Annotated in this window: 26 protein-coding genes and 1 pseudogene; 8 read left to right on the top strand and 19 right to left on the bottom strand. The window is 68.4% G+C overall.

Going from position 1 to position 26810, the window contains the following annotated elements; translation table 11 throughout:
• Positions 1-3: 3 nt before the first annotated feature.
• Complete coding sequence (locus ACUDCK_RS23540; protein WP_054500852.1) at positions 4-1305, bottom strand: ParB/Srx family N-terminal domain-containing protein; 1302 nt, start codon at positions 1303-1305, stop codon at positions 4-6.
• Between the two features lie 136 nt (positions 1306-1441).
• Between ACUDCK_RS23540 and ACUDCK_RS23535 the strand changes: the two genes are divergently transcribed.
• Complete coding sequence (locus ACUDCK_RS23535) at positions 1442-2182, top strand: ArsR/SmtB family transcription factor (RefSeq protein WP_231133021.1); 741 nt, start codon at positions 1442-1444, stop codon at positions 2180-2182.
• A gap of 50 nt (positions 2183-2232) precedes the next feature.
• Here the strand turns inward: ACUDCK_RS23535 and ACUDCK_RS23530 are convergent.
• A pseudogene (locus ACUDCK_RS23530) lies at positions 2233-3228 on the bottom strand (MFS transporter); the annotation flags it as partial.
• Positions 3229-3318: 90 nt separating this feature from the next.
• On the opposite strand from ACUDCK_RS23530, the gene ACUDCK_RS23525 reads away from it, so the two are divergent.
• Positions 3319-4107, top strand: a complete 789-nt coding sequence (locus ACUDCK_RS23525; RefSeq protein WP_054500853.1) for an AraC family transcriptional regulator — start codon at positions 3319-3321, stop codon at positions 4105-4107.
• Here ACUDCK_RS23525 and ACUDCK_RS23520 read toward each other — a convergent pair.
• The 7 genes from ACUDCK_RS23520 to cyoA form a co-directional block, all read right to left on the bottom strand.
• Positions 4104-5210, bottom strand: coding sequence for a porin (locus ACUDCK_RS23520; RefSeq protein ID WP_064526996.1), 1107 nt, complete (start codon positions 5208-5210; stop codon positions 4104-4106). The genes ACUDCK_RS23525 and ACUDCK_RS23520 overlap by 4 nt on opposite strands.
• A 292-nt stretch (positions 5211-5502) precedes the next feature.
• Complete coding sequence (locus tag ACUDCK_RS23515; RefSeq protein ID WP_144655421.1) at positions 5503-6699, bottom strand: porin; 1197 nt, start codon at positions 6697-6699, stop codon at positions 5503-5505.
• Positions 6700-6899: 200 nt separating this feature from the next.
• Positions 6900-7694 carry an SURF1 family protein gene (locus ACUDCK_RS23510; RefSeq protein ID WP_175167157.1) on the bottom strand — a complete coding sequence of 265 codons (795 nt, stop codon included), beginning with the start codon at positions 7692-7694 and terminating at the stop codon, positions 6900-6902.
• A 4-nt stretch (positions 7695-7698) separates the two neighbouring features.
• The gene (gene cyoD / locus ACUDCK_RS23505) at positions 7699-8097 is read right to left on the bottom strand and encodes a cytochrome o ubiquinol oxidase subunit IV (protein WP_054415283.1); all 399 of its coding nucleotides are present in this window, start codon (positions 8095-8097) and stop codon (positions 7699-7701) included.
• The gene (cyoC, locus tag ACUDCK_RS23500) at positions 8094-8735 is read right to left on the bottom strand and encodes a cytochrome o ubiquinol oxidase subunit III (RefSeq protein WP_049075869.1); all 642 of its coding nucleotides are present in this window, start codon (positions 8733-8735) and stop codon (positions 8094-8096) included. Before cyoC ends, cyoD begins: the two co-directional genes overlap by 4 nt.
• Positions 8728-10731: a cytochrome o ubiquinol oxidase subunit I gene (gene cyoB, locus ACUDCK_RS23495; RefSeq protein ID WP_054415286.1), complete on the bottom strand. Its 2004-nt coding sequence runs from the start codon at positions 10729-10731 to the stop codon at positions 8728-8730. Before cyoB ends, cyoC begins: the two co-directional genes overlap by 8 nt.
• A gap of 74 nt (positions 10732-10805) precedes the next feature.
• Entirely contained in the window at positions 10806-11849 is a 1044-nt protein-coding gene (gene cyoA, locus ACUDCK_RS23490; protein WP_064527038.1) for a ubiquinol oxidase subunit II, read from the bottom strand.
• A 224-nt stretch (positions 11850-12073) separates the two neighbouring features.
• Between cyoA and ACUDCK_RS23485 the strand changes: the two genes are divergently transcribed.
• Both ACUDCK_RS23485 and ACUDCK_RS23480 read left to right on the top strand, forming a co-directional pair.
• Positions 12074-13408 (top strand): MFS transporter, encoded by a 1335-nt coding sequence (locus ACUDCK_RS23485; protein ID WP_064526999.1) that lies wholly within the window; start codon positions 12074-12076, stop codon positions 13406-13408.
• Positions 13401-13802: a hypothetical protein gene (locus tag ACUDCK_RS23480; RefSeq protein WP_175167158.1), complete on the top strand. Its 402-nt coding sequence runs from the start codon at positions 13401-13403 to the stop codon at positions 13800-13802. Before ACUDCK_RS23485 ends, ACUDCK_RS23480 begins: the two co-directional genes overlap by 8 nt.
• 84 nt (positions 13803-13886) lie before the next feature.
• Here the strand turns inward: ACUDCK_RS23480 and ACUDCK_RS23475 are convergent, their stop codons facing one another.
• Positions 13887-14903, bottom strand: coding sequence for an amino acid ABC transporter substrate-binding protein (locus tag ACUDCK_RS23475; protein WP_054500857.1), 1017 nt, complete (start codon positions 14901-14903; stop codon positions 13887-13889).
• A 43-nt stretch (positions 14904-14946) separates the two neighbouring features.
• Entirely contained in the window at positions 14947-16275 is a 1329-nt protein-coding gene (locus tag ACUDCK_RS23470) for an aspartate aminotransferase family protein (RefSeq protein WP_445659261.1), read from the bottom strand.
• 143 nt (positions 16276-16418) lie between these two features.
• Here ACUDCK_RS23470 and ACUDCK_RS23465 point away from each other — a divergent pair, with 143 nt between their 5' ends.
• Positions 16419-17318 (top strand): LysR family transcriptional regulator, encoded by a 900-nt coding sequence (locus ACUDCK_RS23465; RefSeq protein ID WP_116792931.1) that lies wholly within the window; start codon positions 16419-16421, stop codon positions 17316-17318.
• Here ACUDCK_RS23465 and ACUDCK_RS23460 read toward each other — a convergent pair.
• From ACUDCK_RS23460 to ACUDCK_RS23450, 3 genes are read right to left on the bottom strand one after another with little or no spacing between them, the layout of a single operon-like run.
• Complete coding sequence (locus ACUDCK_RS23460; RefSeq protein WP_064527008.1) at positions 17306-18349, bottom strand: histone deacetylase family protein; 1044 nt, start codon at positions 18347-18349, stop codon at positions 17306-17308. The two genes, ACUDCK_RS23465 and ACUDCK_RS23460, sit on opposite strands and share 13 nt — an antisense overlap.
• A gap of 31 nt (positions 18350-18380) precedes the next feature.
• Entirely contained in the window at positions 18381-18962 is a 582-nt protein-coding gene (locus ACUDCK_RS23455; protein WP_175167159.1) for a SanA/YdcF family protein, read from the bottom strand.
• The gene (locus ACUDCK_RS23450; RefSeq protein WP_064527012.1) at positions 18959-20302 is read right to left on the bottom strand and encodes a hypothetical protein; all 1344 of its coding nucleotides are present in this window, start codon (positions 20300-20302) and stop codon (positions 18959-18961) included. Before ACUDCK_RS23450 ends, ACUDCK_RS23455 begins: the two co-directional genes overlap by 4 nt.
• Positions 20303-20449: 147 nt before the next feature.
• Here ACUDCK_RS23450 and ACUDCK_RS23445 point away from each other — a divergent pair, with 147 nt between their 5' ends.
• Positions 20450-20851, top strand: a complete 402-nt coding sequence (locus ACUDCK_RS23445; protein ID WP_064527014.1) for a hypothetical protein — start codon at positions 20450-20452, stop codon at positions 20849-20851.
• 46 nt (positions 20852-20897) lie between these two features.
• Here the strand turns inward: ACUDCK_RS23445 and ACUDCK_RS23440 are convergent, their stop codons facing one another.
• The 3 genes from ACUDCK_RS23440 to ACUDCK_RS23430 form a co-directional block, all read right to left on the bottom strand.
• The gene (locus ACUDCK_RS23440; protein ID WP_445659260.1) at positions 20898-21497 is read right to left on the bottom strand and encodes a hypothetical protein; all 600 of its coding nucleotides are present in this window, start codon (positions 21495-21497) and stop codon (positions 20898-20900) included.
• Positions 21498-21551: 54 nt separating this feature from the next.
• Positions 21552-21953 carry a hypothetical protein gene (locus tag ACUDCK_RS23435; RefSeq protein WP_054500865.1) on the bottom strand — a complete coding sequence of 134 codons (402 nt, stop codon included), beginning with the start codon at positions 21951-21953 and terminating at the stop codon, positions 21552-21554.
• 86 nt (positions 21954-22039) lie between these two features.
• Positions 22040-22933: a LysR family transcriptional regulator gene (locus ACUDCK_RS23430; protein ID WP_054501216.1), complete on the bottom strand. Its 894-nt coding sequence runs from the start codon at positions 22931-22933 to the stop codon at positions 22040-22042.
• A 107-nt stretch (positions 22934-23040) separates the two neighbouring features.
• Between ACUDCK_RS23430 and ACUDCK_RS23425 the strand changes: the two genes are divergently transcribed.
• Entirely contained in the window at positions 23041-24039 is a 999-nt protein-coding gene (locus ACUDCK_RS23425) for a TerC family protein (protein WP_006387384.1), read from the top strand.
• Between the two features lie 288 nt (positions 24040-24327).
• Here ACUDCK_RS23425 and ACUDCK_RS23420 read toward each other — a convergent pair whose 3' ends face one another.
• Positions 24328-25050, bottom strand: a complete 723-nt coding sequence (locus ACUDCK_RS23420; RefSeq protein WP_054500867.1) for a serine aminopeptidase domain-containing protein — start codon at positions 25048-25050, stop codon at positions 24328-24330.
• A gap of 148 nt (positions 25051-25198) precedes the next feature.
• Here ACUDCK_RS23420 and tam point away from each other — a divergent pair, with 148 nt between their 5' ends.
• Positions 25199-25966, top strand: coding sequence for a trans-aconitate 2-methyltransferase (gene tam / locus ACUDCK_RS23415; protein ID WP_054415298.1), 768 nt, complete (start codon positions 25199-25201; stop codon positions 25964-25966).
• 53 nt (positions 25967-26019) lie between these two features.
• Here tam and ACUDCK_RS23410 read toward each other — a convergent pair whose 3' ends face one another.
• Positions 26020-26805: an AraC family transcriptional regulator gene (locus ACUDCK_RS23410; protein ID WP_175167161.1), complete on the bottom strand. Its 786-nt coding sequence runs from the start codon at positions 26803-26805 to the stop codon at positions 26020-26022.
• Between the last annotated feature and the right edge of the window lie 5 nt (positions 26806-26810).

The following is a 26810-nucleotide window of genomic DNA, read 5'->3' as shown; positions in this document are numbered from 1 at the left end:
CGCCTACCAGCCCCAGCAGGTGCCCGCGGCCGGCTTGCCGCAGGCGCGATAGTTGACGGCGAACCACAGCTTGCCGGCGCCGCGCGGGCTGCCGTCGGCCTTGACGTCGTTGCGCGGCAATTCTTCCAGCGTGTCGCGCGCCGTCTTGGTGGGCGAGCCGCTGGGAGCGCCCGCCACCAGCGGGATGCGGCCCAGGCTGGCGGCCGTGCGGTCCTGGAAAACGATGTCGGTGTCGGCCAGCGCCGTCATCTTCAGGGCGGCGTTGCGCACGGCGGCGGCATAGCCGTCGTTGGCGCCGGTGGGCGCCAGCGCCGCGCTCAGCGTGCTGACCGTCAGGATCTGCGCGGGCGTGGCCGGCGCCACCATCGCGTACTGGTCCAGGCCGGGCAGCAGATTGGCGGCCACCTGGCGGCGGAGCCAGTCGCCCCACAGGAATTCGGCGAATTCCGGCAGGCTGCCATTGCTGTAGGCGATGTCGCGGGTGAAGTACACCAGCGAGCGGTAGCGGTCTTCCTGCATGCCGCCGGGTTCCTGCGCGTTGGCGATGCCCACGCGCGTCGGTAACTGGTCCACGGTGATGGGCTGGTTCTGGCCGTCGCGCAGCCAGGCCTTGCGCTCATCGACCATGCGCTGCCAGAAGGCCGCGGCAGTGCCGGCGCCGCTGTAGTTGGCGTCGACCTTGACCCACACCGGCAGCTTGGGGCCGCCATCGAAGATCTCGCGCAGCGACGAGAACGTGTGATGGCCGTCGGTCAGGTACAGGTTGCCGTCCCACCCCACCACCACCGTCTTCAGGTTGGCGGGGTTGGCCCCGAACGCGGCCGTGCAACTGAAGGTCGTCGGCTGGTCCAGGCGCGCGGCCTGCAGTTGGGCGATGGAGGTGAACGCCTGTGACGTGGTGGCGCCCATGTCCTCGCAATAATCGCTGAACTTCTTGCCGACCGTGCGGTTCAGGTAGTCCAGTTGCTTGGTCGCGTCGGCCGCCCAGGTGGGGCGGTTGAAGTCGCCCTGCCAGCGGCCCAGCTTGTAGTAGATCTGGTCATAGCCGATCGCGGCCTGGGTCGGGCGCAGTTCCTCGATGCGCACCTTGATCACGTCGCCCGGCCGCGCCGACAGGTAGGCCGGGTTGCGCGTGTCGGTCGGTGGCGCCGGGTTCTGCGCGACGGGGCTGTCGTCGTCACCATCCTTGCTGCCGTTGCAGGCTGCCAGCAGCAGCGGCAGCGCGGCCAGGGCGAGGATCCGCAGCGCGGGGCGCCAGCGCGCGGCGAAAGGGCGGGGAAGGTCGGAGTCGGGCGTGCGGGGCATGGATGAGCGTATCGGGTTCGACAGGGGAAGTATCCAATGATGACAGCTACGTGTTTCGTGTTCATTGCATTGTCACGCCAGGCGTTGTTCAAGGCGCCGCGCGACGGGCCCGGACCCAATGCTAAGATCGCCGCCAATGACCGCGCCACCGCTCCAGACCCCTCTCGCGGCCGAACTGGCCGAACTCGCCCGCACGCTGGGCAACGCCCACCGCCTGGTGCTGCTCGAGCATATCGCGCAGGGCGAGCGCCCGGTCGAACGGCTGGCCGAATTGTCAGGCCTGTCGGTCGCCAACACTTCGCAGCATCTGCAGCAATTGCGCCGCGCCGGTTTCGTTGCGACCCGGCGCGATGGCAAGCATGTGTATTACCGGCTCGGCACCGCGCCCATCGCCGGGCTGCTCAATGCGCTCGGGGCCGTGGCGCAGCACAACCGCAGCGAGATCCGTCGCCTGGTGGCCGACAGCCAGGATCGTCGCGACGGCCTCGAGGCCATCTCGCGCGACGAACTGCTCAGCCGCCTGGGCGAAGGCGGCATGACGCTGCTGGACGTGCGGCCGGCCGACGAATTCGCGCAAGGCCACCTGCCCGGGGCCCTCAACATCCCCGCCGATGAACTGCTCGAGCGGCTCGGCGAATTGCCGGCCGGGCACGAGATCGTGGCCTATTGCCGCGGCCCGTTCTGCGTGCTGTCCTCCGATGCCGTCGCCACGTTGCGCGCGCACGGCCTGCGCGCCCGCCGGCTCGACGCCGGCTTTCCCGACTGGCGCGCCAGCAGCAGCCAGAGCGCCAGTCCCAGCCATGCCAGCGACAGCGGCCGGGGCGTGTCGAAAGGCAGCCATGAGGTGGCCGCCAAGCCCACGCCCAGCAGGCTGTAGTAGGCCAGGCCGAACAGGGCGCCGGCGCGTCCCAGGCAATGCCCGTAGCGCCGCAGCGCCGGTCCCAGCAGGTTGGGTATCGCCAGGCCATAGCCCGCGAACAGCGGCAGCGCCGTGGCGGCCCATAGCCAGCCCGGTTCCGGACGCCAGGCCATGGCGGCGGCCTGCGCCGCCGCGCCAAGCGCGACGCAACGCAGGCCGTAGCGCACCCGGCGCTCGGCATCGGCCGAGGCGGGCAGCCGGCGGTTGGCGGCGGCGCCCAGGCTGCCGACCAGCGCCACGCCCAGGCCCACCCAGCCAAAGCCCAGCCCGGGCAGCGGGCCCGTCATGAACGGCCCGGCGGCATAGAAGGAAAACACCAGCAGGTTCAGGCCGGCCACCCGCAGCACCGCCAGGCGCAGCACGCCGTCGGCCAGCATGGCGCGGCCCAGCGCCGCCAGCGGTGTGTGCCCTGCCGGGGCAGGCCGGGTCTCGTGCCAGCGCCAGGCGACCGATCCCAGCAGCAACGTGACCGTCGCGGCGAGCGCCGCCAGCACCCCGGCATAGCCTTGCCGGTCGGCCAGCCATTGGCCCGTCAGGGGCCCGACGGCGGGCGACCACGCCAGCACCGTGCCCAGCGTGACGAAGTAGCGCGTCAGCCGCGGGCCGCTCAGGCAATCGCGCAGCGCAGTCTGCGTCACCACCGAGCAGGCTGCCAGACCCAGCGCCTGGACAAAGCGGCCAGCCAGCAGCCAGCCGTAGTGCGGCGCGGCCAACGCGCCCAGCGTACCGGCCAGCCCGGTGGCCAGGCCGGCCAGCATCGCGGGGCGGCGGCCCCAGATGTCCGCCAGATGCCCCCACAGCAACACCCCGGCGGCAAAACCGATAAAGAACACGCCCATGACCGGCTGCGTGGCGGCGGCGTCCAGGCGCCAATGGCGCGCCAGGTCTGGCAGGGCGGGGGCGAGAATGGTCTCGGCGATCTGCGGCAGGGCCAGCAGCGCGATGATGAGCCAAGGCGGGGGCAGGGCGCCTTGGGCGGGCGCGAAAGCAAGATGGGATGACATGCGACGACCGTGATGCGAAAAGTCGCTAGCGTAGGCGCGCGGGGGCGCGCAAAATCACGATATCGCGCCATAAAACATCGTCAATCGGACATGCCTGCCTATCTCCCCGACGCCGTCGAAGATCCGGACCTCGTCGCCTGCCCCGTGGTGGGCATGGCGATCGACACCCGCGCGCACGCGTCCGACTGGCATGCGCATCAGCGCGCGCAGTTGCTGTATCAGGCCGAAGGCGGGGTGACCCTGTATCTCACCGACCGGGTGGGGCAACTGGCGCCGCTGCAGGCGGCGTGGCTGCCGGCCGGCTGCGTGCATCGCACGGCCATGCAGGGCACATTTGCGTATCGCAGCCTGTATTTCGATGTGTCGGTCTATCCCGGCCTGCCGCGCGAGCCGCAAATCCTCGACGTCAATCCGCTGTTGCGCGAACTGATCGTGCGCGTCACGCAATGGCCATCCGACCGGCCGCTGGATGGGCCGCGACAGCGCCTGGTGGGCGCATTGCTGGATGAACTGGCCGCCGCGCCCGCGGCGCCGCTGCACCTGCCCATGCCGCGCGACCGGCGGCTGGCGCCGATCGCGCGCGAATTGCTGGCAAACCCGGCCTGCGCGTTGTCAATCGACGACTGGGGCCGACGGGTGGGCGCCAGCGGCCGCACCCTGGCGCGCGCATTCCTGGCGGAGACCGGCCTGCCGTTCACGCGCTGGCGCACGCAATGCCGCCTGCTGATGGCGCGGGCCCGGCTGGCCGAAGGCGCGTCCGTCACGGAAGTGGCGCACGCCGTGGGCTATGCCAGCGACAGCGCCTTCATTGCCATGTACCGGCGCGCCTACGGCGAGCCGCCGGGGCGCCGGCAGCGCCGGCGCGACCCGTTGCCTTAGAACACGTGGCGGATGCCGACGCCGGCGGCGGTGCTCTTGAGGCCGTCGATGAACGCGTAGTCCTTGCCGTACGAACCATAGGCGTACAGGTTGGTGCGCTTGGACAGGTCGTAGGTGTAGCCCACGCTCCAGACGTTCATGTTGGCGTCGCCGCCGGTCAGGCGGTCGTTGGACGGCGAGACGTGCTGCCATGATGCGAACAGGCTGCTGGCGCCGCCCACGGGCATCGTCGCGCCCAGCATGTAGGCGTTAGCCTTGAAGCCGTCCACGTAGCGGTTGGTGCCGAACTCGTCGCTGAAGGGCGTGCCCGCCGGCAGGTCCTGGCCGACGAACCAGCCGTCGGTGGTGCGGCCATAGGCGGCGGCAAGCTTCACCACTTCCAGGTCGTACGATGCGCCGATCGCGTACTGGCGCGGCGTGGCGCCGTGGTCGATGGAGGCGCGGTTCGAGCCGTTGAGCTGGTCGTAGGTCAGCGTGACGTTGACCGGACCTTCAACGTAGCGCAGGCCGGCGGTGATGCCGCGCGAGTTGTCGTTGGTGCGGAAATGGGTCTCGTCGCTGTTGGTATCGTCGACGTTGAACGAATAGCCCGCGGCGAACTGGAAGCCGCTCATCGAGGGGCTGCGGTACATCACCATGTTGTCCCAGCGCATGGTGTTGGCCGCGCTGAAACCCAGGCCCAGGTTCGATTGGGTGTAGCTGGTGTAGAAGGGGTCGATGTCGGCCAGGTAGTTCGAGCCGACCGTGGCCTGGCGGCCGAATTCGATGGTGCCCCAGGCGTCGTTGGCCAGCCCGAGGGTGGCCTGGCGACCAAACAGGCGACCGCTCTGGCCGCGGGTGCCGTTGCCCGAATCGAAACCGCTTTCCAGCGTGAACACGGCGCGCAGGCCATCGCCCAGGTCTTCGGATCCGCGCAGGCCCCAGCGGGAGCCGGCCTGGATGCCGTTGATCATGCCGAGCTTGCTGCCGTCATAGCCATTGCCCTTGATCTTGTTGTAGCCAATGCCGGTGTCGATGACACCATAGAGAGTGACTGACGTTTCTGCCTGAGCGACGCCTGCAAAAGTGGTCAACATTGCGGCTGCGAGCAGCGTCTTTTTCATCCGTGGAACTCCTTGCTGTAGAGGGGAAAAAATAAAGGGAACAACACGTTGAGCATGACGCCCAACGCGGTTCCCAAACCCTAGTGTAGGTCAAAAAGTCCTATTTCCTGCCAAAAACCGTGATTTTCTGTCTATTTGTATCGGAATCATGGGTCCGTTCTTCCCCCAAAGCCGGGCAAACGGGCCAGGGCGCTGCGTATCGCCATAGGCCAAGGCAAAAAAAACCGCCACGGAGCGGGTCCGTGGCGGTGTCTTGCGCATGAGGCCGGCAGGGCCGGCTTGGCGCGGATGCTTAGAACAGGTGGCGCAGGCCGATGCCGCCGGCGCTGCTCTTCATGCCTTCGATGAAGGCATAGTTCTTGCCGTACGAACCGTAGGCGTAAACCATGGTGCGCTTGGACAGGTCGTAGGTGTAGCCCACGCTCCAGATGTTCATGGTGGCGTCGTCGCCAGTCAGCTTGTCGTTGGACGGGGAGACGTGCTGCCACGAGCTGAACAGGTTGCTCGTGCCGCCCAGCGGGAGGGTCGCGCCCAGCATGTACGAATTGGCCTTGAAGCCGCCCGCGTAGTGCATGGTGCCGAGCTTGTCGTTGAGCGCCGGGTTGGCCGCCAGGTCCTGGCCGACGAACCAGCCGTCGGTGGTGCGGCCGTAGGCGGCGGCCAGTTTCAGCACTTCGAGGTCGTACGAGGCCGCCACGGCGTACTGGCGCGGCTTGACCGAATGGTCGAATTCCACCCGCTCGCCGTCGACGATGACAGGGGCGCCCTCGGCATCGAGCTTGCGCGCCGAGTTCGAGCTGTTGAGCTGGTCATAGGTCAGCGAGACGTTCAGCGGGCCTTGGACGTAGCGCAGGCCGGCGGTGATGCCGCGCGCGTTGTCCGCGGTGGCGAAGCCGCTCTGGTTGTCGTCGCTGCTGTCGGCGTTGAAGGAGTAGCCCAGTGCGAACTGGAAGCCGTCAGTCCAGGCGCTGCGGTACATGACCATGTTGTCCCAGCGCATGGTGTTGGCGGCGCTGAAGGACGTGCCGATGTTGGCCTGGGTGAAGCTGGTGTAGAAGGGGTCGATTTCAGCCAGGAAGGTGCCGCCGACGGTGGTCTGGCGGCCGAACTCCAGCGAGCCCCAACTGTCGTTGGCCAGGCCGACGGTGGCCTGGCGATTGAACAGGCGGCCTTGTTGCGCCGTGCCGTTGCCCGAGTCGAAGCCGCTTTCGACCGTGAACATGGCGCGCAGGCCGTCGCCCAGGTCTTCCGTGCCGCGCAGGCCCCAGCGCGAGCCGGCCTGAACCCCGTTGATCATGCCGATGCGGCTGGCGCCGACGTCTTTACGCAGAGGCTGGCCGGCAGCGTTGTTGCCAGCGTCGACGGTGCCAGAAACCTTGTTGTAGCCGATGCCGGTGTCGATGACACCATAGAGCGTGACCGACGTTTCCGCCTGGGCAATGCCAGCAAAGGCGGTCAGCATGGCGGCTGCGAGCAGCGATTTTTTCATCCGGAGAACTCCTTGAGTGGGGATGGCAAGGGGAACGAAGCGGCGGGCTTGCGGCCCGCCCTGTTCCCGATTGCCTGTGTAGATTGCACTCAAGCATTCTCGGCCAACCGTCACGTATTTCCGGTCATCTGCGTCGATTGTCGGACTGATTGACGGGGGCTCGTCCCTCTCTGGTGAGGCGCTTTCGCAACAGGGGCCAGTCAGCGGCGCGCGCGCAGCCGCCGTTCCTCGCGCACCACGATGCCGGCGCCGACGATGATCATCGCGGCCAGGGCGTACCAGGTGATGGCGTAGACCAGGTGGTTGTTGGGAAAGGTCAGCGTCGTCAGGCCGCCGACCGGCGCCTGCGTCGGATCGCGGCCGGCGCCGGGGGCGGCGTCGGCGTCGATGAAGTAGGGCGCCACCTCGCCCAGCCCGCGCGCCTGGGCGATGGCGGGCAGGTCACGCGAATACCAGAGGTTGGCGGCCGGATCGTTGTTGCGCAGGAAGCCGTTGCCCGGCTCGCCCATGCGCAGCAGGCCGTCGACCTTGACCGGGCCGGCGTCGGCCTCGGCCTGGCCGCCGGCCGCCTGGCGCTTGCGCCATTCGGGCAGCACGAAGCCGCGGTTGACCAGCACCGTGCCGCCGCCATCAGCCAGTTGCAGCGGCGTCATGACCCAGTAGCCGCTGCCCAATTCGGTGGCGGCCTGCACCAGCGTCTGCTTGTCGTACTGGTAGGCGCCGCTGGCCGACACGCGGCGGTATTCGGCGTTGTCGGAGGTCAGGGCCGGCCAGTCGGCGCGCGCGGGGGCGGGCGTGGCGGGCGCGTGCGCCCGCTGCTCCACCTGCGCGATCAGGTTCTGCTTCCAGGCCAGGCGATGCACCTGCCAGGTGCCAAGGGCGCACAGGCCCGCGAACAGCGCGGCCGCAACCACGCCCAGGACGGCCAGGGTGGTTGCGCTGCGGGGATTGCGGGGGGTGTCGCCGGAATGCGTAAAGTCTTTTGTTGCCGCCATCACGTCAGGGCATATTCCGCATGTCGTGGATCGACATGGGCATCATGTTGGAGTTCAAGTGGTACATGATCCAGATGGATCCGCTGAGCGTGATCACGACCAGCACCAGCGTGAATATTAACGCCAACATGTTCCAGCCGCTTTCGGACTTGGCATCCATGTGCAGGAAATAGATGATGTGCACCACGATCTGCACCGCCGCGAACGCCAGGATGATCAGCGCCGTGGTGCGTGAGCTTTCGAACACGCGGTCCATTACCAGCCAGAACGGGATGGCGGTCAGGATGGCCGCCAGGATGAAGCCGGTGACGTAGCTTTTCAGGGTGCCATGGGCGGCGCCGTCGTCATCGTCGTGATGGCCGTGATCGTGGCCGTGGCCGGCGTGGTCGGCATGGGCGTTCATGGCAGCACTCCCATCAGGTAGACAAAGGTGAACACGCCGACCCAGATCAGGTCCAGGAAGTGCCAGAACATCGACAGGCACATCAGCCGGCGGCGGTTCTCGGGGATCAGGCCGTGCATGCGCACCTGCACCATCATCGTCACCAGCCAGACGATGCCGAACGTGACGTGCAGCCCGTGCGTGCCCACCAGGGTGAAGAACGACGACAGGAAGGCGCTGCGCTGCGGCCCGGCGCCGATGTGGATCAGGTGCGCGAACTCATACAGTTCCAGCGACAGGAAGCCCAGCCCCAGCAGGCCGGTGACCGCCAGCCAGCCCTGCGTGGCGCCGACCCGGTTGCGCCGCATCTCCAGCATGGCGAAGCCGTAGGTGATGGACGACAGCAGCAGCAGCGAGGTATTGACCGCCACCAGCGGCAGGTCGAACAGGTCGGCGCCGGACGGGCCGGCGGCGTAGTTGCGCCCCAGCACGCCGTAGGTGGCGAACAGGCAGGCGAAGATGAGGCAGTCGCTCATCAGGTAAACCCAGAAGCCCAGCAGCGTGCCGTTCTTCGGGTGGTGTTCGCCAGCCACGTGGAACACGGGCTCGGCGGGCGGCGCGGCGCCGCCATGCAGGGGGGGAGCCAGGGTATCAGACATGTTTCGCCAACAGGTGGGTGCGGGCGTCCTCCGTGCGCACGACCTCGTCGGCCGGCACGTAGTACTCGCGCTTGTAGTTGAAGGTATGGACGATGGACACGACGATCAGCGCGGCGAACGACAGCACCGCCAGCGGCCACATGTGCCAGATCAGCGCGAAGCCCATCACCACGCTGATGGCCGCCAGCACGATGCCGGCCCAGGTGTTCTTGGGCATGTGGATGGGGATGAAGCCGGCCTGCGGGCGCTGGTAGCCGTGCTGCTTCATCTGCCACCAGGCATCCTGGTCATGCACGCGCGGCGTGAAGGCGAAGTTGTAATTGGGCGGCGGCGAGGAGGTGGACCATTCCAGCGTGCGGCCGTCCCACGGGTCGCCGGTGAAGTCGCGCAGCGATTCGCGGCGCCGGTAGCTCACCACCAACTGGATCAGGAAGCAGGCGATGCCGATGGCGATCAGGAAGGCGCCGAACGCGGCCACCTGGAACCAGATCTGCAGCGACATGTCCTCGAAATGGTTGACGCGGCGCGTCACGCCCATCAGGCCCAGCACGTACAGCGGCATGAAGGCGAAGTAGAAGCCCACCAGCCAGAACCAGAACGAGCACTTGCCCCAGAACGGATCGAGCTTGTAGCCGAAGGCCTTGGGGAACCAGTAGGTGATGCCGGCCATCAGCCCGAACAGCACGCCGCCGATGATGACGTTGTGGAAGTGGGCGATCAGGAACAGGCTGTTGTGCAGCGCGAAGTCGGCCGGCGGCACCGCCAGCAGCACGCCCGTCATGCCGCCGATCACGAAGGTGACCATGAAGCCCAGCGTCCACAGCATCGGCACCTCGAAGCGGATGCGGCCGCGGTACATGGTGAACAGCCAGTTGAAGATCTTGGCGCCGGTCGGGATCGAGATGATCATGGTGGTGATCCCGAAGAACGAGTTCACGCTGGCCCCGGACCCCATGGTGAAGAAGTGGTGCAGCCACACCAGGTACGACAGCACCGTGATCACGACCGTGGCGTACACCATTGATGCGTAGCCGAACAGGCGCTTGCGGCAGAAGGTGGCGACTACCTCCGAGAAGATGCCGAAGGCCGGCAGGATCAGGATGTAGACCTCCGGGTGGCCCCAGATCCAGATCAGGTTCACGTACATCATGGCGTTGCCGCCGAAGTCGGCCGTGAAGAAGTTGGTGCCGACGTAGCGGTCCATCGACAGCAGCGCCAGCACCGCCGTCAGCACCGGGAACGCCGCCACGATCAGCACGTTGGTGCAAAGCGCGGTCCAGGTGAAGATCGGCATGCGCATCAGCGACATGCCGGGCGCGCGCATCTTGACGATGGTGACCAGCAGGTTCACCCCGGACAGCAATGTGCCGACCCCCGCGATCTGCAAGGCCCATATGTAGTAGTCGACCCCCACGTCCGGACTCTGCGCGATGCCCGATAAAGGCGGATACGCCAGCCAGCCGGTGCGGGCGAACTCGCCCACGAACAGCGACATCATCACCAGCACCACGCCGCCGGTGGTCATCCAGAAGCTGAAGTTGTTCAGGAACGGAAAGGCCACGTCGCGCGCGCCGATCTGCAGCGGCACCACGTAGTTCATCAACCCCGTGACCAGCGGCATGGCCACGAAGAAGATCATGATGACGCCGTGCGCCGTGAAGATCTGGTCGTAGTGGTGCGGCGGCAGGTAGCCGGTGGAATCGCCGAAGGCCACGGCCTGCTGCAGCCGCATCATGATGGCGTCGGCGAAGCCGCGCAGCAGCATCACCAGGCCCAGGATCATGTACATGATGCCGATCTTCTTGTGGTCGATGCTGGTGAACCACTCGCGCCACAGGTAGCCCCACTTGCGGTAGTAGGTGATGCCGCCCAGCACCACGATGCCGCCGATCGCCACCATGGCGAAGGTGGCCAGCAGGATCGGCTCGTGGAAGGGGATGGCGTCCCAGGTCAGGCGACCGAAGATCAGCTTGGTGAGGTCTGGTTGATCAGTCATCTCGGTTTCCAGGGCTCGGTTTCCAGGGGGAATACCTTGATTTCACGCGATGCGCCGTGGCGGCGGCGCGGACGCTACAGCGCCAGTTCCGCCGCCGAGGTGCACATGGCGCCGACATACTTGCGCGGCGGCGCATCGGCCAGGCCCAGGCGTTCGCGCGTGGCCTCGTCCAGGCTGGCGATGTTGCGCGCGCCGGGGATGCCCATGCCGCCGCCGGCGTCGATCGCCATGGCGTCCTTCATGCACATGCGGTTCGGTTCCACGCAGCGATTGACGATGGCGTCGAACAGGCCGGGCGCGACGCTGGCGTAGCGCTGCACCGGGTTGCGTTCGCTGGGTTGTTCCAGTTTCAGGTAGGTGTCGCGGCCGAGCGTGGCGCCGGAGGCGCGAGCGTCGGCGATCCACTTGTCGAAGCCCTGCTGGTCCAGGCCGTGGAAGCGAAAGCGCATGCCGGAAAAGCCCGCGCCGCTGTAGTTGGCCGACAGGCCTTCGTATTCGCCGGGGTGGTTGATGACCGCGTGCAGCGTCGTCTGCATGCCCGGCATGGCGTAGATCTGGCCGGCCAGCGCCGGGATGAAGAAGGAGTTCATCACCGTGGACGAGGTGATCTTGAACTGGATCGGGCGGTCGACCGGCGCGGCCATTTCATTGACCGCGGCCACGCCCTGTTCGGGGTAGAGGAACAGCCACTTCCAGTCCAGCGCCACCACTTCGACCACCAGTGGCTTGGTGCCGGCCGGCACTTCGCGGCCTTCGGACAGGCGCGCCAGCGGGCGGTAGGGATCGAGCTGGTGGGTGCTGACCCAGGTGAGCGCGCCCAGCGCGATGATGATCAGCAGCGGCGCGGCCCAGATCAGCAGCTCCAGCATGGTGGAGTGGTTCCAGTCGGGGTCGTAGTGCGCGTCGCGGTTGCTGGCGCGATAGCGCCACGCGAACAGGAAGGTCAGGAAGATCACCGGCACGATGATCAGCAGCATCAGGCCGGTGGAGATGATGATCAGGTTGCGCTGCTGCACCGCGATGTCGCCTGATGGCGAGAGCAACACCGCATTGCATCCGGAGAGCAATGGCAGGGCGGCTAACAGCAACAATCCGCGGAACCTTGGGAAAGACGGCATGGCCATACCCCGAAACGTAACCGTGGGAGGTAAACGCAACACTACGCTGGAAGCCGCGAAAAATCTAGGGTAAAAAGAGCAAAAGTATGCACGGAAAGGCGTGCGGGGCAGGGCCGGGCGAGAGCGCGCCGCGGTCCGCGGGGCCTTGGCGCATGTGCGTACGAGTGTGTTGCAAAAAGCGTAGACAAGGCGTTTTTCAAAACCTCCTTTCAGCGAGCACTCACATGGCGACCACCACGCAGTATCCCGGTCATGCCTCTGCCTTGCCCGGTCCGGGCGCGACAGGGGGCGCGGCCAGCCACGCCAAGGTGGCGCCGGGCGAAATCGCCGTGGGGGTCGTCATCGGACGCGCCTCCGAATATTTCGACTTCTTCGTCTTCGGCATCGCCTGCGTGCTGGTGTTTCCACGGGTGTTTTTCCCGTTCGAACCGCAGCTCGAAGGCACGCTGTGGGCATTCGTCATCTTTTCGTTCGCGTTCATTGCGCGTCCCATCGGCACGGCGGTGTCGATGGCGATCCAGCGGCGCTGGGGGCGCGGCACCAAGCTCACCATCGCGCTGTTCCTGCTGGGCACCGCCACGGTCGGCATGGCCTTCCTGCCGGGCTACAACGTCATCGGCTCGCACGCCATCGTGCTGCTGGCGGTGTTCCGCTGCTTGCAGGGGCTGGCCTTCGGCGGCTCCTGGGACGGGCTGCCGTCCTTGCTGGCCCTGAACGCGCCGCCCCAGCGCCGCGGCTGGTACGCGATGCTGGGCCAGTTGGGCGCGCCTATCGGCTTCATGATCGCCAGCGCGCTGTTCCTGTTCCTGCACCTGACGCTGACCGAGGCGGACTTTCTCGACTGGGGCTGGCGCTATCCGTTCTTCGTCGCCTTCGCCATCAACGTGGTGGCGCTGTTCGCGCGGCTGCGGCTGGTGCTGACCGAGGAATACACGCAACTGCTCGAAGAAGGCGAACTGGAACCCATCAGCACCACGCAGATGGTGCGCGAGCAAGGCTATAACCTGTTCCTGGGCGCGTTCGCGGCGCTGGCCAGCTATGCGCTGTTCCACCTGGTGACGGTGTTCCCGCTGTCGTGGATCGCGGTCAGCGCCACGCAGCAGATCTCCGATGTGCTGATCGTGCAGATCATCGGCGCGGGCGTGGGCATCCTGGGCACCATCGCCTCGGGCTGGATCGCCGACCGCATCGGCCGGCGCACCACGCTGGGCCTGCTGGCCGCGCTGATCGGCGTGTTCGCGCTGTTCACGCCATGGCTGCTGGGCGGCAGCCCCAAGGCGCAGGATGCGTTCATCCTGATCGGCTTCGCGCTGCTGGGGCTGTCGTACGGCCAGGCGTCGGGCACGGTGACGGCCAATTTCACCAAGCGTTTCCGTTACACCGGCGCGGCGCTTACCACCGACATGGCCTGGCTGGTCGGCGCGGCCTTCGCGCCGCTGGTGGCGCTGGGCCTGTCGGCACGCTTCGGCCTGGTGGCGGTCAGCATCTATCTGCTGTCGGGCACCGCCTGCACGCTGCTGGCGCTGCGCATCAACAAAGCGCTGGAAACGCGTGACTGACGGGAAGAGGACGCCAGTACGCGGCAGCGACACGGGGACTTCGTTCAATTGGGCGCGCGCCCTGGTGCTGGGCGCGTTGCTGATCGCCATCGCCATGTATCGGCCGCTGGATCCGCAGGTCATTCCGGCCTGGTATCGCGCCGCGGGCGACGCGTTCTTTGTCATCGTATGCGTGCTGGCCGCGGCGCTCGGCCGTGGCGCGGGCTTTCGCGATATCTGGTCGCGCGGCTTCGTCTCCGGTTTCCTGCTCTACAGCCTGGCCTGGCTGCAAGGCGGTACGGCGCCTGCGGCCGCGCCGTGGCTGCCGACCTTGCTGGTCGGACTATTGCTCGCCTGGCCTTTGCTGTGGCTGTGCGAGGCGCTGTGGTGGCGGCGCGGGACGCGCGGCGCCTGATCCCGGAAAAGATCGCCGCGCCTGAGGGCGCGGCAGGCGCGGCTCGGAACCGCCCGTCCGGGCTGTCCGCCCGCGTCGCGCGGGTCAGCGCACCGGCCAGCCGTACATCTGGCCGCCGTCGCGCCATTGCGCGTTCAGGCCGCGCGGCAGCTTCATCGCGCTGGCCATGCCCAGGTTGCGCTCAAAGCTCTCGCCATAGTTGCCGACCTGCTTGACGATGCTGTAGGCCCACTTGTCGTCCACCCCCAGGTTCTTGCCCATGCCCGGCGTCACGCCCAGGATGCGCTGCACGTTGGGGTTGTTGCTCTTGAGCTGGCTGTCGACGTTGGCCGAGGTCACGCCGAATTCCTCCGCTTCCAGCATGGCGTTCAGGGTCCAGCGCACCACGTTGAACCAGTTGTCGTCGCCCTGGCGAACCATGGGACCGAGCGGGCTCTTGGCGATGTTCTCGTCCAGGATCAGATAATTGTCCGGCTGCTCCAGCGTGGTGCGCGAGGCCGCCAACTGCGATTTGTCGGAGGTGAAGGCGTCACAGCGGCCGGCCGCGAAGGCGCGCACGATCTCATCGTACTTGTCGATCACCACCGGCTTGAATTTCAGGCCGTTGGCGCGGAACCAGTCGGCCAGGTCGAGCTCGGTGACGGTGCCGGGCTGCACGCAGATGGTGGCGCCGTCCAGTTCCTTGAGCTTCTTGACGCCGAGCTTGGCGGACACCATCACGCCCTGGCTGTCGTAATAGTTCACGCCGGTGCTGATCAGGCCCAGCGTGGTATCGCGCGCCATCGTCGGCGTGACGTTGCGCGTCAGCACGTCGACCTCGCCCGATTGCAGGGCGGTGAAGCGCGCCTGCGTCGTCAACGGCGTCAGGCGGTATTTGCCAGCGTCGTTGAAGACGGTGGCGGCGATGGCGCGGCACATGTCCACGTCCAGCCCCTGCCAGTTGCCCTTGCTGTCCGGCGAGGAAAAGCCCTGGATGCCGGTGGACACGCCGCACTGCACGTAGCCGCGCTTCTTGACGGTGTCGAGGGTGGGGCCGGCGTGGGCCAGGCTGGTGACGGTGGCCAGCGCCAGGGCGCCGGCCGCGGTTCGGAATATCGGCATTGCGTTCTCCGGCCGGGTCCGGCCCGGCGCCAGGGGGAATGGCTCAGGCGCTCAGCGCGCGGGGCTTGGCGATCTGGTCCAGGCTTTCGGTCAAGGCCTGGTCCAGGATCGAGACGGCGCGGTCGATCTCGTCATTGCTGACGGTCAGCGGCGGCGCGATGCGCCAGACCGAGCCGCGCTCGGGGCGGCGGCGGATGTTCATCGACAACCCCAGCTCGAAGCAGCGCTGCGTGGTCAGGGCGCCGAGCGCGTGATACGGCTCGCGCGTGGCGCGGTCCTGCACCAGTTCCACGCCCAGCAGCAGGCCCAGGCCGCGCACGTCGCCGATGGCTTCGTGGCGCTGCTGCAGTTCCAGCAGGCCGCGGCGCAGGTAGTCGCCCTGGCGGCGGGCGCGCTCCAGCAGTTGTTCGCGCTGCAGCGTCTCCAGCACCGCCAGTCCGACGGTGGCGGGCAGCGGGTCCGAGACGTGGCTGGTGTAGAAGGTGAAGCCTTTCTCGTGCACGTCCTGTTCGATAGCGGGCGTGGTGATGGTGGCTGCCAGCGGCAGGCCGCCGCCCAGGGTCTTGGAGACGCTGATGATGTCGGGCGTGACGCCGAAGTGTTCCGAGCCGGTGCGGCAGCCGAGGCGGCCGAAGGCGGTCTGCGCCTCGTCGAAGATCAGCAGCATGCCGCGCGCGTCGGCGGCACGGCGCAGCGCCTGCATGTAGGACTTGGGCGGCACCAGCACGCCGCCGGCGCTGATCACCGGTTCGACGATGATGGCCGCGGGCCGGCCGGCCGAGGCCATGTCGAACATCTTCAGGCCGATCTCCAGGCAGGCCAGCGCCGACTGCTCGGCGTCCAGGCCGGCGATGTAGGGGCGATACGAGTTTGGCTCGGGCATGACGAACACGCCGGCCGGCGGCACGCCATAACCCTTGCGGTCGCTGGCGTAAGAGACCGAGCCGGCGCCGCTGGTGACGCCATGCCACGAGCCTCCCACCGCCAGGATCTCGAAGCCGCTCTTGTGCATCTTGGCCATGCGCAGCGCGATTTCGTTGCTCTCGGAACCGGTGTTGACGAAGATCGACTTGGTCATGCGCGCCGGCATCCAGTCGCGCGCCATCGTCGCGGCCAGTTGCGCGACGGCTTCCGGGATCATGCCGCTGAAAAAGTGGAAGGCGGTTTCTCCGGCGCGGCGCACCGCGTCGACGATGGCCGGGTGGTTGTGGCCGATGGTGGCGCACATCTGGCCCGAGGTGAAGTCCAGGATCTCGCGGCCGGTGTCGTCGCGCACCACCGTGCCCTTGGCCGACTTGAACAGGTTGGGGAAGGTGTCGCCGCCGTAGCGGATGAGGTATTCGCGGGCCGCCGCACGCAGGGTTTGATCCATGTTTACACTCCGGCAAAAGGCAGGTTCCAATGCGGAACCGACGGACGCAGTGTCTGGCGGCGCGGCGCCGGCGTCCAATGCGAAGTACGCATGCGGCGCCATGCATGGCGCGCATGACCCATGCGAATCGCGCAAGGAGCGGTATGGATACCCGGTGGCTGCAGGACTTCATCACCCTGTCGGAGCTGCGCAATTTCACGCGCGCGGCCGAGGCCCGCAATCTGTCGCAGGCGGCGTTCAGCCGCCGCATCCAGAGCCTGGAGAACTGGGCCGGCGCGCGGCTGATCGACCGTTCCGCTTTCCCGACCCAGCTCACCGAGGCGGGCGAGCGTTTCCGCGTCGCGGCCATCGAACTGGTCAACCAGTTGGTCGAGGCGCGCGCGGGAATCGCCGCCGTGCCGGCGCGCAACCAGTTGCGACTGGCGACGTCCTATGCCCTGGCGACGACCCACCTGCCGCGCTGGTGGCGCGACTGGAGCGCGGGCCAGCAGCTCAGTTGCAGCCTGCAGACGGGCAATGTGCATGACACGGTGTCGGCCTTCACCTCGGGCGCGGCCGATCTGTTGATCTGTTTCCACCAGTTGGCGCAGCCATTGCCGCTGGACCTGTCGCGCTACGACTGCCTGACGCTGGGGCGCGAGCTGATTCGGCCCTACGCGGCGCGCGCCCTGGTCGAACGCGAGCGGTTGGACCTGCCGGGAACCACGGCGCGGCCGGTGCCGTTGCTGATGTATTCGCCCAGCGTCTATTTCGCGCGCTTGATCGACGCGGCCATCGAGGGCGGGCCGGAGCCCCTGCACGGTGTGCGCCTGTTCGAGGCGGAGATGTCGGACGTGCTGGGCGACATGGCGGCGCAGGGGCTGGGCGTGGCGTGGCTGGCCGACAGCGCACTGCGGCGGCTGGAGACGGCCGACCTCGTGCCCTTGGCCAACCGCGCCTGGGACATCGAGGTGACCATCCTGGCATTCAAGGACCGCAGCGACGCGCGCGCCGCGGTCGAGGCCGTGTGGCGGCGGATGGCCGCGGCCGCTCAGCCGGCGTAGCCTTCCAGCACGTTGGCGACGTTGACGCCGACCTCGGCCACCGCGTAGCCGCCTTCCATGGTGAACACCGCGGGCAGGCCCAGCCGGGCCAGCCGCGCGCCCACCCGCAGGTAGTCGGCGCTGCGCAGCTTGAATTTCGAGATGGGGTCGCCTTCGTACGTGTCCACGCCCAGCGCGATCACCAGCGCGTCCGGCTTGAAGCGGCCGATGGCGGCCAGGCCCTGTTCCAGCGCCTCGGTCCAGCCGGCGAAGTCGGTGCCCGCCGCCAGCGGCAGGTTCAGGTTGGCGCCCAGGCCGGCGCCCTGGCCGGGTTCGTCGGCATAACCCAGGAAGAAGGGATATTCGGTGGTCGGGTCGCCATGCACCGACACGGTCAGCACGTCGCCGCGCTCGTAGAAGAGGCTCTGCGTGCCGTTGCCGTGGTGGTAGTCGATGTCCAGCACCGCGACGCGCTCGGCGCCGGCCTCGCGCAGCGCCTGCGCCGCCAGCGCGGCGTTGTTCAGGAAGCAGTAGCCGCCGAAGAAGTCGGCGCCGGCGTGATGGCCGGGCGGGCGCGTCAGCGCCATGGCGGTGCGCGGACCGTGACCGCTGGAGACCGCGCGCGCGGCGTCGATGGCGCAGGCCGCGCCGGCGGCCGCCGCCTCCCAGGTGCCCGCCGTCAGCGGGCTGCCGCTGTCGAACGAGAACAGGCCGACGCGCGCGGCGAAGTTGCTGGGCGAGATGTCGTGGCGGAAGCCGCGCACCGGCCACACCGACGGCAGGATGTCGAGCTCGGCATTGGCCGGATCCAGCGCGATCCAGTCGGCCCAGGCGCGTTGCAGGAAGTCGACGTAGCGCGGGCTGTGCACCCGGCGGATCAGGTCCAGGTCGGGCGCGGCCGGCGCCCGCAGCGTGCCGATGCCGCGCTCGCGCAGGGCGTCCAGCACGTATTCGAGCCGGGCCGGGGTCTCGTGACAGGGCACCAGCCTGCCGCGGAACATTTCCTGGCGGCCATCGTGTTTGCCGTGGACGGGATTGTGGAAGATAAGCACGGTAGCGTCTGTGGAAAGAGAGGAAGGGAAACTATAGCGGCCGCAGTCCGTACCAGGCGATGGCCGGCAGCTCGCGCAGGATCGAATACAGGTCGCGCGCCTCGGCATAGCGGGGCGAGGCGCCGCCGACCTGCGGCACGCCATGGCGCCTAAGCGCCAGCATGGTGCGCGGTACGTGGAAGTACTGTGTGATGGCCGTGGCGCTGGCGTAGCCGTGCTCGCGCATGTAGGCGCTGGCGTGGCGGGCGGTGGCCCAGGAGTCGTTGCCGAGACTGTCCGCGACCACCCGGTCGGCCGGCACGCCGCGCGCGATCAGGTAGTCGCGCATCACCGCCGCTTCGTCATGGCCGGCCGGATCGACGCCGCCGCTGACGAACAGCACGCGGCAGCGCGCGGCGGCGTAGCAGTCGTAGGCGCGGTCGAGCCGGGCGGCCAGGCGCGGCGAGGGCTTGCCGTCGGGCGCGACCGTGTTGCCCAGCACCACCGCGACGTCGGCCTGCGGGGCGTCGGCCTGCAGGCCCGCCGCGACCAGGGCGGCGGCGGCCAGCGCCACGGCCACGCCCAGGCTGGCGAGGGCAACAAGGGCGCGGCGGGGCCAGCGGGGCGCGCTCATTGCCGTTTGGGGAAGGGCAGGTCGACTTCGATGGCGTTCGAGTAGACCGGGCTGGTTGCGGCGGCCGGGTCCGTCAGCGCCACGACCAGCCGGTAGCGGCCGGGGGCCAGGTCGGGGAAGAAGGGCACGTACTGGCCGTTGCCGGCGCTTACCTGGTACTCGAACCCGCCGTTTCCGTCCGGACGCCACAGCACCGGGTCGTCGGCCCAGTCGGCCACGTGGCGCGGGCCCGTGGGCGCCGCAGGCCGGTCGGCGTTGTCGGCATAGGCGGGGGAAGTCTGCGCGGCGGCGGCCGCAACGGCGGGCGCGGCCAGCGTCACCGGCGGGCGTTGGTAGAGCGGCTGCAGCGTGCGCCGATCCTGCGCGTCGATGAACAGCAGCCAGATGCGTGGCGATTGCAGTCGCGCCGACTCGGGGCCGAGGTTGGTCACGTGCAGCGTGAAGCGGCCGCCGGCCTCGTACAGCGTGGTGCCCAGGTGGCCATAGACGGACAGCATCAGGCCGCTCGTGGGCGTGCGCGGCGCCGGGGCATAGCGGTGTTTGTCGATCTTCAGGTCGGCGTAGCGCACCCATGCCGGCGGCGCATCCGCGCTCGCGCCGGCCTCGCGCACCTGCAGCCACTGCGGACGCAGCGCGATCACGTCGAGGCGCTCCCCGGCCTTGGCTGTCCGCGTCGACAGCGCCTTTACATCGGGGGCGTCGTACAGGTCGAGCCGGTCGAAGGGCACGCTGCTGTCGCCATCCAGCGGCGAGTCGTCGCCGTCGATCTGGATGCGCGCCACCGTGCCGTCTTCATTGAATCCGTAGGTCAGCTCGAAGGCGCTGTCCTCCAGGTCGAACAGCGCCTGGGCGGTCCACCGCACCGGGCGCGCGGTGCCATCGGGGCGCAGCGCGTAGTCCTCGATGCCATTGCTGTCGGCGCCGTAGCGGCAGCCCACCGAGAACGCGGCCTTGGCGGCATCGAACACGGGGTTGACGAACTGGTGGCACGGGCTGGCCAGCGGCGCGGGATGCGCGATCTCGCGGAACCTGCCTTCCTTGGGCCGGTACAGGAACAGCCGGGCCTGGACCTGGCCGCCGCCGCCGCTCTGGCCGATGACCAGGTCGCGGTAACCGTCGTGGTCGATGTCGGGCGTCTCGAAGACGTCGACCGCTTCGTCGTCCAGGCGGGCGATTTCCTGCGGCGCGCCCTTGCCGACGCGAACGCTGACGCGCTGCTGCGTGGCCCCGTCGACGGTTACTACCGCCCGCAGGCCCGGCTTGATGTCGTAGGCATGGTCGCGCGCGAATGCGTCGGCGCTGACGCCGGCGCCGGCCAGCATGGCCGCAAGCAGGAACATTTTCAAGGCAGCGCCTCCCGGATTTCTTCTCGGCGCATTATGCCCGAGCCGTCGCGCCGCGCGCCGTGCCTGCGGGGGACGCGTCGAGGGTCGCGGCGGCTGCGGGTTCCTGGGTAGAATCATCGGATAGCTTGCGACGCGCGCGCCATGAACCTCCCGTTCCCCATCCGTCAAGAATGCCCGCCGGGCGCCTGTATGTGCGACCGCGATCGGCTGCTGGCCGATCCGGCGGCGGACGTGCGCATCCTGCGGCTCACCAAGGAAGAGGAAAAGCGCCTGGTGGCGCGGCTGGAGAACATTGCCAGCCTGGAAGACCTGCGCGCCATGCAGGGCCGCATGCAGGCGCAATTGGGCATCGTGGTGCGCATCATCCCCAGCGACAACGAAGTGCGCACCTCGCGCGGCATTGCCATCCAGCTCGACGAGCAGCCCGGCCTGTGCCGCAAGACGCGCACGTCGATTCCGGCCGCCATCCGCCGCGGCTTCGACAACAGGCCCGAGATCGTCTACGCGCTGCTGAACGAGCGCGACCTGCTGAACGGCACGTAGCGCCGTCATGCCATGGACGCCGTGGCGGTCGGAGCCCGCTGCGTCCCTACCTGCCGCGCGGCACGGGGCAGGGCGCCAGCGGCACCACGTCGGCGGGCGTGCGGCCCGCTTCGGGCCGGGTATCCATCTTCTTGCCGCTGCGCGCGGGATACACCAGCAGCACGGCGCTGCCGGGGGCCAGCGTGGGCGCGTTGGGGCCGCCGTAGGCCACGGTCCAGCCGCGCAGCGCCAGCGGCGCCAGCGTGTATTGCAGGGCCGAACCGGGCGACACGTGAGCCACCTTGCCGGCGAACAGTTCCTGTTGCCGGGTCTCGAGGCCGTTGACGGACTGGTAGGTGGCGATGCTGACCAGCGCGGCAGATTCGCCGTGCCGCGCCAGGATCGCGGTTTCGTAGCGGCCGGGGGGAATGGCCGTGAGGCTGACGCTGATGTTGCCCTGCGGCTGGCCGCCGCCGTCCAGCCGCACGCCGGTCACGTCGGCCCGCGCCAACGGGGCTGACCCGGTGTTGCGAACCCGCACGCTGTACTGCCCCGACGTGCCGGTCAGCGTACACACCTCGATGCCGTGGGGCGGTGTGTTCGCGTGCGCGGACGCCGCCAGGACGGCGGCGGGCAGGATGGCGGCGCGGAATAGTCGGGACGGCACGGTACGCTCCTATAAGAGGAGGCAGCGCGCCGGGACGCCGCGTTGCCTGCCTTATTACACCACCTGGCGGCCGGGGCCGTCGCCCTGCGGGCGCTTGCCGGCCAGCCAGTGCAGGATCAGCGCCAGCACCAGCAGGGCTGCCATGATGAAGCCCCAGAACAGCCAGCCCAGCACCGCGATCCAGGTGCCCAGGCTGCCGGCCGCGGGCAGGACCTGGTTCAGCAGGTCCACCAGCCACACCAGCCCCGACTGCAGCGACTGGATCAGGCCGGCGTCGACCCAGGGGGCCGCCCACGCGGGCGCCTGCCATTGCGCCGAGCCGATCGCGGCGGCGCCCGGCACCTGGGTCGAGGCGATGGCCGCCAGCACCCAGTCCGCCAACTGTAGCGTCAGCGCCACCAGGCCGGTCCATAGCGCGGCCAGTACGGCGAAAGCGATCCAGATGATTTTCTTCATTGTTGCGGTACTCCGGTGATTCAGGAAAGAAACGCCACGATAGAGCGGAAACGGATTCTGAAAAACCAGCGTCTTTGTGACAATCATTAAGAAAAAACCGAAGTCTTGGCATGCGCCAGTATCTGCTGCACCAGCGGGTGGTGCTGCCCGCGCCGATTGCGGATGCCGTGGATTTCCTCGTGCACGCTGTCGCAGCGCGCCAGCGGCCGCAGGCCGCGCAGCAGGCCGACGTCGTCGCCGCCCAGGCGGCTGAGCGGGAACACGCCCAGGCCGCGCGCGGCGAACACCGACATCAGCGCGCTGTCCTCGAACTCGCCGACCACGTTGGGCCGCAGGCCCTGTTCATTGAACCACCGGTCCAGCGTCTGGCGCAGCACCGAATGGCCGGTCGGCAGCAACACCGGCAGGCGCTCCAGGCAGCGGGGGAAGTCCTGCGTGTCGGCCTTGCGCACCAGCCGCGCCGGGCCGTACCAATCGACCGGCGAGGACACCAGCCGGTCGCTGGTCAGGCGCAGGTTGGGGTTGGCCGGCGCGCCCTGGCCGGCCAGCACCAGGTCCAGGTGGTGGCGCGCCAGTTCGCCCAGCAGTTCCTCGACCTCGCCCTCGTGGCAGGTCAGGCGCAGGTCCGGGGTGTCCAGCACCGGCCCTAGCAGCGCGTGGGCGGCGAGCTTGGAGATGCCGTCCGACAGGCCCACCGACAGGCGGATCACCGGCTTGGTGGCGGCGGCGCGGACTTCCTGCGGCAGTTCCTGGCCGATCTGGAAGATCTCCTCGGCGCGGGCGAAGGCGGCCTGGCCGGCGTCGGTCAGGGCCACCCCGCGCCCGGCCGGACGCAGCAACTGGTGGCCCAGGTTCTTTTCCAGTTCGCGCACCTGGGCGCTGATGGTCTGGATGGCCATGTCGAGGCGCTCGGCGGCGCGCGAGAAGCCGCCTTCCTTGGCGACCATCCAGAAGTAATACAGGTGGCGGTAATTGAGCATGGCGATGTTCACTTCGGTTTTTTCGAACCATAACTCACTTTCAGGCTGATTTCTCCATCGGCCCGGGATCCGGATCATGAGGGCCTTCACACACAAGCGGGAACATCATGGAAGCCTTGCTCTCATTTCTACAAGCCGACTTCGCCGGCACGCCGGCCTGGAGCTGGCTGCTGTTCATCGGCATCGTCATCTCCCTGCTGGTCTTCGACCTGGGCGTGCTGCACAAGGAAGACCGCGAGATCGGCGTGCGCGAAAGCCTGCTGCTGTCGGCGGGTTACATTTCGGCCGCGTTGCTGTTCGGCGGCTGGGTCTGGTGGCAGATGGGCCCGGCCAGCGGCATGGCCTACTACACGGGCTTCCTGATCGAGAAATCGCTGTCGCTGGACAATGTGTTCGTGATCGCGCTGATCTTCAGTTTCTTCGCCATCCCGCGCCAGTTCCAGCACCGCGTGCTGTTCTGGGGCATCCTGGGAGTGATCGTGCTGCGCGCCATCATGATCGGCCTGGGCGCCGCGCTGGTCAGCAACTTCGGCTGGTTGATGTACCTGTTCGGCGCGTTCCTGGTGTTCACCGGCATCAAGATGTGGATGATCGCCGACCAGGAGCCGGACATCGCCACCAACCCGATCCTGAAGTTCCTCAAGCGCCGCATGCGCGTGACCGATGGCCTGCGCGGCAATGCCTTCTGGGTGCGCGAGCCGGATGCGGCCACGGGCAAGACGGTGCGCTGGGCCACGCCGCTGTTCCTGGCCCTGGTATTGATCGAGTTCGTGGACCTGTTGTTCGCGGTGGACTCGGTGCCGGCGATCTTCGCCATCACCACCGACCCGTTCATCGTGTACACCAGCAACATCTTCGCGATCCTGGGCCTGCGCGCGCTGTACTTCGCGCTGGCGGCGATGATCCATCGTTTCCACTACCTGAAGTACGCGCTGTCGCTGGTACTGGTGTTCATCGGCACGAAGATCTTCCTGGTCGGCTTCATCGGCAAGATTCCCGCCGTGGTGTCGCTGTCGGTGACCTTCGGCCTGATCGGCGGCGGCGTGCTGTTCTCGCTGTGGAAGACCCGCTCGGGGGCGTCGCAGCCTGAGCTGAAGACCGAGTAAACCCGGCAAGAGCAGAGGGCCCGCCCATGGCGGGCCCTTTTTCATCGCCGAGCCGCCTCAAGATGAAAAAGCCCCCCCGGGGGGCAGCAAGCCGAAGGCGCGGCGTGGGGGCCCTTTTTCATCGCCGAGCCGCCTCAAGATGAAAAAGCCCCCTCGGGGGGCAGCAAGCCGAAGGCGCGGCGTGGGGGCCCTTTTTCATCGCCGAGCCGCCTCAAGATGAAAAAGCCCCCTCGGGGGGCAGCAAGCCGAAGGCGCGGCGTGGGGGCCCTTTTTCATCGCCGAGCCGCCTCAAGAGGAAACAGCCCCCTCGGCGGGGGCGGGGTCGAGCGTGCGCAGGAAGTCGGCGATGGCCGCGGCGGCGGCCTCGGGCGCGGCCTGCAACAGGCAGTGCGGCGCGTCGATGTCGACCAGGAGGGTCTGCGGCGCCAATTGCCTGACCAGCGTGGCGGCGGCGGGCGGCACCACGCGGTCGTGGCGCGCCTGCAGGTATAGCAGCGGCAGGCGCACGCCGGCACATGCCGCGCGTTGGTCGGCGGCCATCACGGCCTGGAGGCGGGCTCGCATGACGGCGGGCGCCACCTGCGCGACGGCCCGGTCCAGCGCGGCGCGCAGCGCCGGCGTGCCATGGGCGCCCAGCAACAGGTGATGCAGGACCGCGCGCGGCAGCAGTGTGACCGGCAGCCAGTTGGCCAGCGGCCGCGCCAGGCCCAGCCGGGGATGCGGCGCGCGCACGAACGAGGCGCACAGGATCAGGCCGCGCAGGTTTGGCGGCGGCGCGGCGGCGATGGCGGCGCCCAGCGGTCCCGAGAAGGATTCGGCCAGCAGCACGAAGGGCGCCTGCGCGGGCAGGGCCTGGCGCACGCGCTGTTCGAGCGCGGGGTAACCGAGCGGCTCGCGGGCGGGATAGCGCAGCACCATGGGCGGCGGCGCGGGGGGCAGCGCGGACAGCAGCGGATCAAACAGATCGCCGGTGCCGTCCATGCCGGGCAACAGGACCAGTTGCGGAGGCATTCATCAAGTTCCGGATGGGGAATGGTCGCATTCTGACAGGGTGTCGGCATATCCAGTAAATATGAATGTGTAGCCCTATATATATTTGTCATATGGAATGACGCGGCGTAGAGTGCGGAACGTACCCAGACCCACGCAAGGAGCCGCCATGACCTGGTCCGCCAAACAGTATTCCGCCTTTGAAAACGAACGCACCCGCCCGGTGCGCGACCTGGTTGCCGCCCTGCCGAACGAACAGGTCGGCCACGCGGTGGATCTGGGCTGCGGCCCCGGCAACTCCACCGAGGTGCTGGCCGCCCGCTACCCGCAGGCCGACGTGACCGGCATGGACAGCTCCGACGACATGGTGCAGGCGGCGCGCAAGCGCCTGCCGTCGATCGCGTTCGAACTGGCCGACATCGAAACCTGGAATCCGCCGCGCCAGTACGACGTGATCCTGGCCAACGCCGCGCTGCAGTGGGTGCCGGACCACGCGACCCTCTATCCGCGCCTGGTGGGCAAGCTGGCGCCGGGCGGCAGCCTGGCGGTGCAGACGCCGGACAACCTGGAAGAGCCGGCCCACAAGCTGGCGCGCCAGGTCGCCGCCGACGGCCCCTGGGCCGGCAAGATCGGCGGCGTCAAGCATCCGCCGCGTCACAGCGCCGCCTGGTACTACGAACTGCTCAAGCCGCATTGCGGCCGACTGGACGTCTGGCGCACGACCTACATGCACCCGCTGGCAGGCGCGCAGGCGGTGGTGGAATGGTTCAAGGGCACGGCGCTGCGGCCTTATCTGAACAAGCTGGACGCTGACGAACAGGCGGCCTTCCTGGCGCGCTATCGGGACGAGATTGCGCGCGCCTATCCCGCGTTGGCCGATGGCACCGTGCTGCTGCCGTTCCCGCGGCTGTTCCTGGTGGCGGGTCCCAAGGACTGAAGCGGCGCGCCCGGTCCGCCACGCCGCCGCGCCCTTGCGCGGGAACCGCGGCCCTAGGCCTTGTCGGCGAAGTAGCGCGCAGGCGTCTGTCCCAGCGCCTTGCGGAACATGGTGATGAAGGCGCTGACCGATTCGTAGCCCAGGTCTTCGGCGGTGCGCTGCACCGACACGCCCGACGACAACCGCTGCAGCGCCATGACGATGTGCATCTGCTGGCGCCAGCGGCCGAAGCTCATGCCAACCTCCTGCCGCACCAGGCGCGCCAGCGTGCGTTCGCTCATGGCCAGGCGCCGGCCCCATTCGGCCGCGGTGCTGCGGTCGGCGGGATTGGCCCGCAGCGACGCGGCAATCTCGCGCAGGCGCGGATGGTCGGACAGCGGCAGGTGCAACTGCTCGGTCGGCATCCGCGTCAATTGCTCGACCAGCACGGCGGCCAGACGGCGGTTGGCGGGGAGAGCGGTGTCGGCCGGCGCCAGGTCGGCCAGGTGCGCCACCATTTCCCGCACCAGCGGCGTGATCGCCAGCGTGCAGCATTGCGTCGGCAGGCCCGGCGTGTCCGCCGGCACGAACAGGAAGCAGACCCGGCCGTTGTCGGTGACGCGGTTGCGGTGCGGCACGCCGCCGGGGATCCACACGCCGCAGCGCGGCGGCACCATCCACAGGCCCTGCGGCACGAAGCTGGTCACCCCGCCCTGCAGCGACAGCACCAACTGGCCCATGCGGTGGTGATGGGTGGGCGATTCGTGTTCGTTGCGGGCCGCCTCCACGCGCATGGCGTAGGTCCATTGCGTGGGCGTGTCGGGATCGAAATAGGGGCTGTGGGCGTGCGGCGGATACATGGCGC

This window comes from Achromobacter sp. CF-sbj1-Ac2-l, assembly GCF_052698165.1.
This window is presented reverse-complemented; position numbering and strand designations above follow the sequence as displayed.